Source organism: Anabaena sp. UHCC 0451 (assembly GCF_034931405.1).
Taxonomy (GTDB): domain Bacteria; phylum Cyanobacteriota; class Cyanobacteriia; order Cyanobacteriales; family Nostocaceae; genus RDYJ01.
Genome location: NZ_JAYGHA010000030.1, coordinates 65448 through 71078 on the forward strand (window position 1 = coordinate 65448; position 5631 = coordinate 71078).

General features: G+C 36.4%; 6 protein-coding genes and 2 pseudogenes. 7 read left to right on the plus strand and 1 reads right to left on the minus strand.

Features of this window, described 5'->3' with window-relative positions:
• Positions 1–216 precede the first annotated feature (216 nt).
• From VB694_RS19620 to VB694_RS19640, 5 genes are all read left to right on the plus strand, one after another.
• Positions 217–945 carry an ABC transporter ATP-binding protein gene (locus VB694_RS19620; protein ID WP_323362010.1) on the plus strand — a complete coding sequence of 243 codons (729 nt, stop codon included), beginning with the start codon at positions 217–219 and terminating at the stop codon, positions 943–945.
• 92 nt (positions 946–1037) lie between these two features.
• The gene (locus VB694_RS19625; protein ID WP_323362011.1) at positions 1038–1544 is read left to right on the plus strand and encodes a hypothetical protein; all 507 of its coding nucleotides are present in this window, start codon (positions 1038–1040) and stop codon (positions 1542–1544) included.
• A 5-nt stretch (positions 1545–1549) separates the two neighbouring features.
• Positions 1550–2467, plus strand: a complete 918-nt coding sequence (locus VB694_RS19630; RefSeq protein WP_323362012.1) for a hypothetical protein — start codon at positions 1550–1552, stop codon at positions 2465–2467.
• A 148-nt stretch (positions 2468–2615) separates the two neighbouring features.
• Positions 2616–3350: a carbonic anhydrase gene (locus VB694_RS19635; RefSeq protein ID WP_323362013.1), complete on the plus strand. Its 735-nt coding sequence runs from the start codon at positions 2616–2618 to the stop codon at positions 3348–3350.
• A 296-nt stretch (positions 3351–3646) separates the two neighbouring features.
• Positions 3647–4099, plus strand: coding sequence for a M67 family metallopeptidase (locus tag VB694_RS19640; RefSeq protein WP_323362014.1), 453 nt, complete (start codon positions 3647–3649; stop codon positions 4097–4099).
• Between the two features lie 34 nt (positions 4100–4133).
• On the opposite strand, the pseudogene VB694_RS19645 reads toward VB694_RS19640, so the two are convergent.
• Positions 4134–4379: pseudogene (locus VB694_RS19645) on the minus strand (DUF29 family protein); the annotation flags it as partial.
• A gap of 467 nt (positions 4380–4846) precedes the next feature.
• On the opposite strand from VB694_RS19645, the gene VB694_RS19650 reads away from it, so the two are divergent.
• A complete protein-coding gene (locus VB694_RS19650; protein WP_323362015.1) occupies positions 4847–5065 on the plus strand; it encodes a hypothetical protein in 219 nt (72 codons plus the stop codon).
• Between the two features lie 2 nt (positions 5066–5067).
• Positions 5068–5631 (plus strand): annotated as a pseudogene (locus VB694_RS19655) (ATP-dependent helicase); the annotation flags it as partial.

A 5631-nucleotide genomic window follows, 5' to 3' on the forward strand; every position in this document is an offset into this window, starting at 1 on the left:
TTCCCTGTTTCCTATTCCCTATTCCCTGTTTCCTATTCCCTGTTTCCTATTCCCTGTTTCCTATTCCCTGTTTCCTATTCCCTGTTTCCTATTCCCTGTTTCCTATTCCCTGTTTCCTATTCCCTGTTTCCTGTTCCCTGTTCCCTATTCCCTGTTTCCTATTCCCTGTTTCCTGTTCCCTGTTCCCTGTTCCCTGTTCCCTGTTCCCTATATATTATGACTAATAACTATTTATTAGAAGTTGAAAATGTCTATGCGGGATATATTAAAGATGTAGATATCTTGCAAGGTATAAATTTCCGAGTTGAAGTAGGAGAATTAGTGACTGTAATTGGTCCTAACGGTGCAGGTAAATCTACTTTAGCAAAAACAATTTTTGGACTTTTGACACCCCACACAGGTACTATTACTTTTAAAGGGGAAAATATTACGGGTTTAAAATCAAATCAAATCGTGCAGAGGGGAATGTGTTATGTTCCCCAAATCGCTAATGTTTTTCCATCTTTAACAATAGAAGAAAATTTAGAAATGGGGGCGTTTGTGCGGAATATTCCCCTCAAACCCTTGAAAGATAAAATATTTACCATGTTTCCTAGATTGAGCGATCGCCGTCGTCAACGTGCTGGTACACTATCTGGAGGGGAACGTCAAATGTTAGCGATGGGAAAAGCTTTGATGTTAGAACCCAGTTTATTACTTCTAGATGAACCTTCAGCGGCTTTATCTCCCATTTTGGTAACGCAGGTATTTGAGCAAATTAAACAAATTAATCAATCGGGTACTGCTATTGTTTTAGTAGAACAAAATGCCCGTAAAGCTTTGGAAATGGCACATCGTGGTTGTGTATTAGAATCAGGAAGGGATGCTATAACTGGTCCGGGCTTGGAATTGTTACATGATCCCAAGGTGGGAGAATTATATTTAGGTGCAAGTAAGGGACATTAGAAATAAGTGAAAATAATCAACTACACTGTTAAAGTCTTAATTTGGGGGCAATCTTGAGTAATAACGAGCTACCGTTACTACCGCTACAAAACATGGCTGATCGACATCAGGCACTTACACCTTCACTTGCCGGTAGTTATCTTGAAGCTGCAATAGTTTCCCTTGATAGACATCATACTTCACCTAAAGAATTTACTCTCGAAAATGATAGAGTAGAATCTAGGGCGAAAGTGGTGTGGGATTCAGCAGATAAGAGAGTTAGAGCAGCATGGGCAAACAATGATGATGCAACTAGAGATGGAGCTTATGCCTTTGCGCTTGCAGCTACGGAACTATTGAGAGGTCTTTTTGCTATACAAAGAGCAGAAACACTCACTGGGGCTGATTATTATATTGCTCCACTTGGTCAAAATATAGAAGATTTGGAGAATTGGATTCGATTGGAGGTTTCAGGAACAAATCTGGATAAAAATAAAGTTAGATACCGTCTTCAAGCAAAGGTCGAACAAGCAAGACAAGGAAACAGTAATCTACCTGCAATAGCTGTTGTAGTTGGATTTAAAGCACAATTAATATTAATTGAAACTGTTATAGAATGATTATTATGAGTTGGTCAGAATATCATAAAACAAGTCAAAAGTATGCAAGTCAGGCAGAAAATTTATATAGAAACCGAGAATTTGATCGTGCTGCTGAAAGCTATCTTTTAGCTGCTGAACAAGAAGAAAAAGCATTAAATGATCTTCCTGCCGATAAAACTAGAACAATTGGTATAACAGCCGTTAGTAGTGCATCCCTTTACTTCAAGGCACGGGAATTTGAACAAGCAAAACGAATTGCTAATAAATATTTAGCTACTGAGCTATTACCACCTTTTGCAATAGAAGAATTAAAAGAACTTCTTCAAGCTATAGATAAAAATAAGTATGGTCAAAAAACAGGCATTCAATTTATTGAGAGTAAGGTGTTAATTTCAATAAGTGGTCGGGAAATTAGGAATGATGCTACCCCACTAGATGATGTTGTAAGCATACTAAAAATTTTTAGTAACCTTTTTTATACAATATGTGAAATGCTTGTAGTTAGTAAGCATGATACTACACTTCAAGAAGTTAAAAATAAATATAACTTATGGCTTGTACCAAATACTCTAAAAAGCTATCAATTGACTGTAAGCATTAGTGCAACTGAAGATAAGTTGACACAAGATACAGAGTTGCAAGTAGAAAACATCATTAAAAAACTCATGGAAATCGTTAAAGCAACTACACAAGATCCAGAGGGTGAATTAATGAAATTTGTTCCTGATCAAAATTATCAGGAGATATTTATGAAATTGACTCGAAAGCTTACACTATTTTCTAAAATAACATCATTTACTCAACTTGAAATAAAGTCAAATAATGATGTTGAAGAACATTCTGTAATTCTCTTTCCCGAAACCGGTGAATTTATTACAAAGGCTTTAAAAAAAATAAAAAGCAGACGTAAACACTCAATAACTCCCAGGGAAATCGCTTAGTGACAAGTCTCAAATGGCGTAAAATTCTTATTGTTTGGTATTTAAGCAAAAGATTAAATAACCCTTAAACCGTGTAATTAGGTACTCTCAGATCATTATTAAATCTGATATCTTCTTGACAACCATGCAGAAGTTGTCAGGTGGACTTATGAGTAGAATTAACGGTTTTGTAGGTCGTCGTAACTTCTTAAAATTCGCGGGTTTAACTACCTTAAGTATTGGTGGTATTACTGCTTGTAATGGCATAATTACCAACCGGCCAGAAATTACAATTCCTGAAACTAATCCTAATCCTAACCCAGTCAGTGCCAATGAAGCGCAAAGAAGATTAACAGAAGGAAATAGAAGATTTGCTAATCAAAATCGTCGATATCCTAATCAATCAAAAAGACGTTTACAATCTGTTGCTAATACCCAGTATCCTTATGCAGCAATATTAGGCTGTGCAGATTCTCGTGTACCACCAGAAATAGTTTTTGATCAAGGACTGGGGGATTTATTTGTTGTGCGTGTAGCTGGTAATATTGCTAGTGATGAAATTATTGGTAGCCTAGAATATTCTGCTGCTACTTTAGGAACACAACTAATTGTAGTTTTGGGTCATAAAAGATGTGGTGCAGTTACAGCAGCTATGAACAATGAACCAGTTCCGGGAAACATTAGCTCTGTTGTTGATAATATTCAACCATCGTTGTCTCAAAATCAACGGACAAGGAATAATATTAATGATGATGACAATGCAGTCATTAATAATATTCAATCTCAAGCTGGGAAATTGCAGAATAACTCAGTAGTTTTCGATAGATTAATCCGTGCTGGTAGATTAAAAATTGTTGGCGCTTTTTACGATATTGACACTGGCAAAGTTCAGTTCTTAAATTAATATTTGTCCATCTCCTGTCTGCTTCACTGCTGATAGGAGAAACATCTATAATAAATTCATTTATATCATTGTATAATTAGATTTTAGGTAAGAATTCAGGTAAGGCGATAAGATCCCCGACTTCTGAGATCAATTTATCATTTATGGACATAATAAATAAAAGAAGTCGTGGATCTGGATATGAACGATTGCTATAGCTGAATACTTACGATTTTAGTTGTTACAATATCATATTTTGATATGTGAAAATAATACATCATTTTTCTGATTTAGGAATTTCTGACTAAAAAATATTTATGAATCTCAAACTCAATACAAATCATCTAGAAATTATCAAAAATCACGCCCAAAAAACCTACCCGGAAGAATGTTGTGGGTTAATTTTAGGCTGTTTGGGTAGTGGGTGCAAAACTGTGATAGAAGTAATATCTACAGAAAATGCGTGGAATGCAGAAGCGGCTAATTTCACAGCAGAAACACAGAGTACCAAACGAAGATATGCGATCGCTCCCCAAATCATGTTACAAATACAAAAAGAAGCTAGAAACCGCAATCTCAACATCATCGGTATTTATCATTCCCATCCCGATTATCCGGCTATTCCTTCCGAATGGGATAGAATCTATGCGTGGACAGAATACTCTTATGTGATAGTTTCCGTCCAAAATGGTCAAGCTGGTGAACTGCAAAGCTGGTGTCTTGATGATAATCACCAGTTTCAAAGTGAAACCATTGAATTGATAAATTGAGCGAATTTAAGTTAACTCATTGTATATTACTTATAGCTTTGCGGCGTTTGTTGATCCGATCAATTGCATCAGTAGCATTGCGAATAGAAACATCCCAAGAAGGAGTTGTCCTTTTTTCTGCCTGTTGTTTAATTAAATGGACTAAAAGCACTACACAATAACTATAAATTTTATTAATTTTATCTTCTTTGCTCATTTCTTCCAATTCATCAATTAAAGATAGAGCCGCTTCTAGGTTGCCAGAAACCACTAATTTCCTGAGTTCTAGTAATTCTTCCATAATTTGCTCTTTCCTTGAAGTTTGCTATTTCTAGCATAGCTCTGAAACCATTTAATTTTTTTCTCAAGATTAAGAATACTGTACAATTGATTATTTTCAATACTTTTCAATTGGTGCTGCACCACTAAGCTTTTTTACAGAGGTTACAGAATCCCCGCACCGATAATGGTAGTTGTGCCGGTTGTGCCGATTTCTGCTAAAGTATGAGCGATCGCTAGGTCGCGTTATCTCTATTCCTTCGGTCTTGTGAGGGATACGAGACGCTACCGCCGCCATTACGCCACAGCTACAGATTGGAAATTTTGCAGCCGATTCAACCATTGATTCCAGTGATAAACTAACTTTGTGCGATCAAACTGAAAAATTTGGTTCTTCGGTACTTGTTATGTAAATGCAATTTTGCAAACAATTACCAGTGAATACAGTGAAATGTCGTACAATCAGATCATTTTCTTAATTCAATTTATATGAGATTGAAAATAATTCTGCAAGTTCAACAAGGAGATATTACTCAAAAAGAATTAATAGTTAATGCTCATATTCCCCCTGTAGAAAAAGAAAATAGTTTAGAAACATTCTTTTCTTCTCTATGTCTGTACTGGATGGATGTGGATGCTGCAAAAAAACAATTACCAGATTTATTAGAACCATTGTACGGGCGATCGCATCCGGTCATCACTGGTTAGCAATGGAAACCGCAGAACTCCTATCCCGACTCAAACCCAGCAGCAACTACAAACAACAAGCACAAGCACTAAGAGAAGACAACCAAGTTGAAACCATCATAGATATAATCGAACCCCAAGAAGCTTGGGAAATGTGTCTCAATGCCCTAGCAAACCTGCAAAAAGAAGCCCCAACACCCACAAAACCCCAATCAGAACTACGTTTAGCATGGTTCATTACCTTCTATCCTAGCCAATGTGGTCTGCAACCCAAAGAACAAAAAATTAACGCCAAAGGACAATGGAGTAAAGGTCGTCCCATTGCCCTCAAAAATCTGAGTAATAATTTAAGTGAGTATGATTATCTTACTTACCAAGATATTCGGGCTTGTAATTGTATTGAAACTTATGGTGATGGTTATTATGGCAAAGTTAACTATCGCTTCAACGAAAAAACCATCCTCGCATTAATTGGACATCCCTTAGTTTTTTGGGAAGATAACCCTAATATCCGGGTAGAAATAGTCAAAGGAGAACCAGAACTACTCGTTAAAAAAGAAAAACAAGGTCGTCTCACCTTAGAGGAT

Excerpts from the sequence above, each read along its gene's own strand:
- VB694_RS19620 (WP_323362010.1), top strand. The coding sequence starts at position 217 with ATGACTAATAACTATTTATTAGAAGTTGAAAATGTCTATGCGGGATAT.
- VB694_RS19650 (WP_323362015.1), top strand. The coding sequence starts at position 4,847 with ATGAGATTGAAAATAATTCTGCAAGTTCAACAAGGAGATATTACTCAA.
- VB694_RS19630 (WP_323362012.1), top strand. The coding sequence starts at position 1,550 with ATGAGTTGGTCAGAATATCATAAAACAAGTCAAAAGTATGCAAGTCAG.
- VB694_RS19635 (WP_323362013.1), top strand. The coding sequence starts at position 2,616 with ATGAGTAGAATTAACGGTTTTGTAGGTCGTCGTAACTTCTTAAAATTC.
- VB694_RS19625 (WP_323362011.1), top strand. The coding sequence starts at position 1,038 with ATGGCTGATCGACATCAGGCACTTACACCTTCACTTGCCGGTAGTTAT.
- VB694_RS19640 (WP_323362014.1), top strand. The coding sequence starts at position 3,647 with ATGAATCTCAAACTCAATACAAATCATCTAGAAATTATCAAAAATCAC.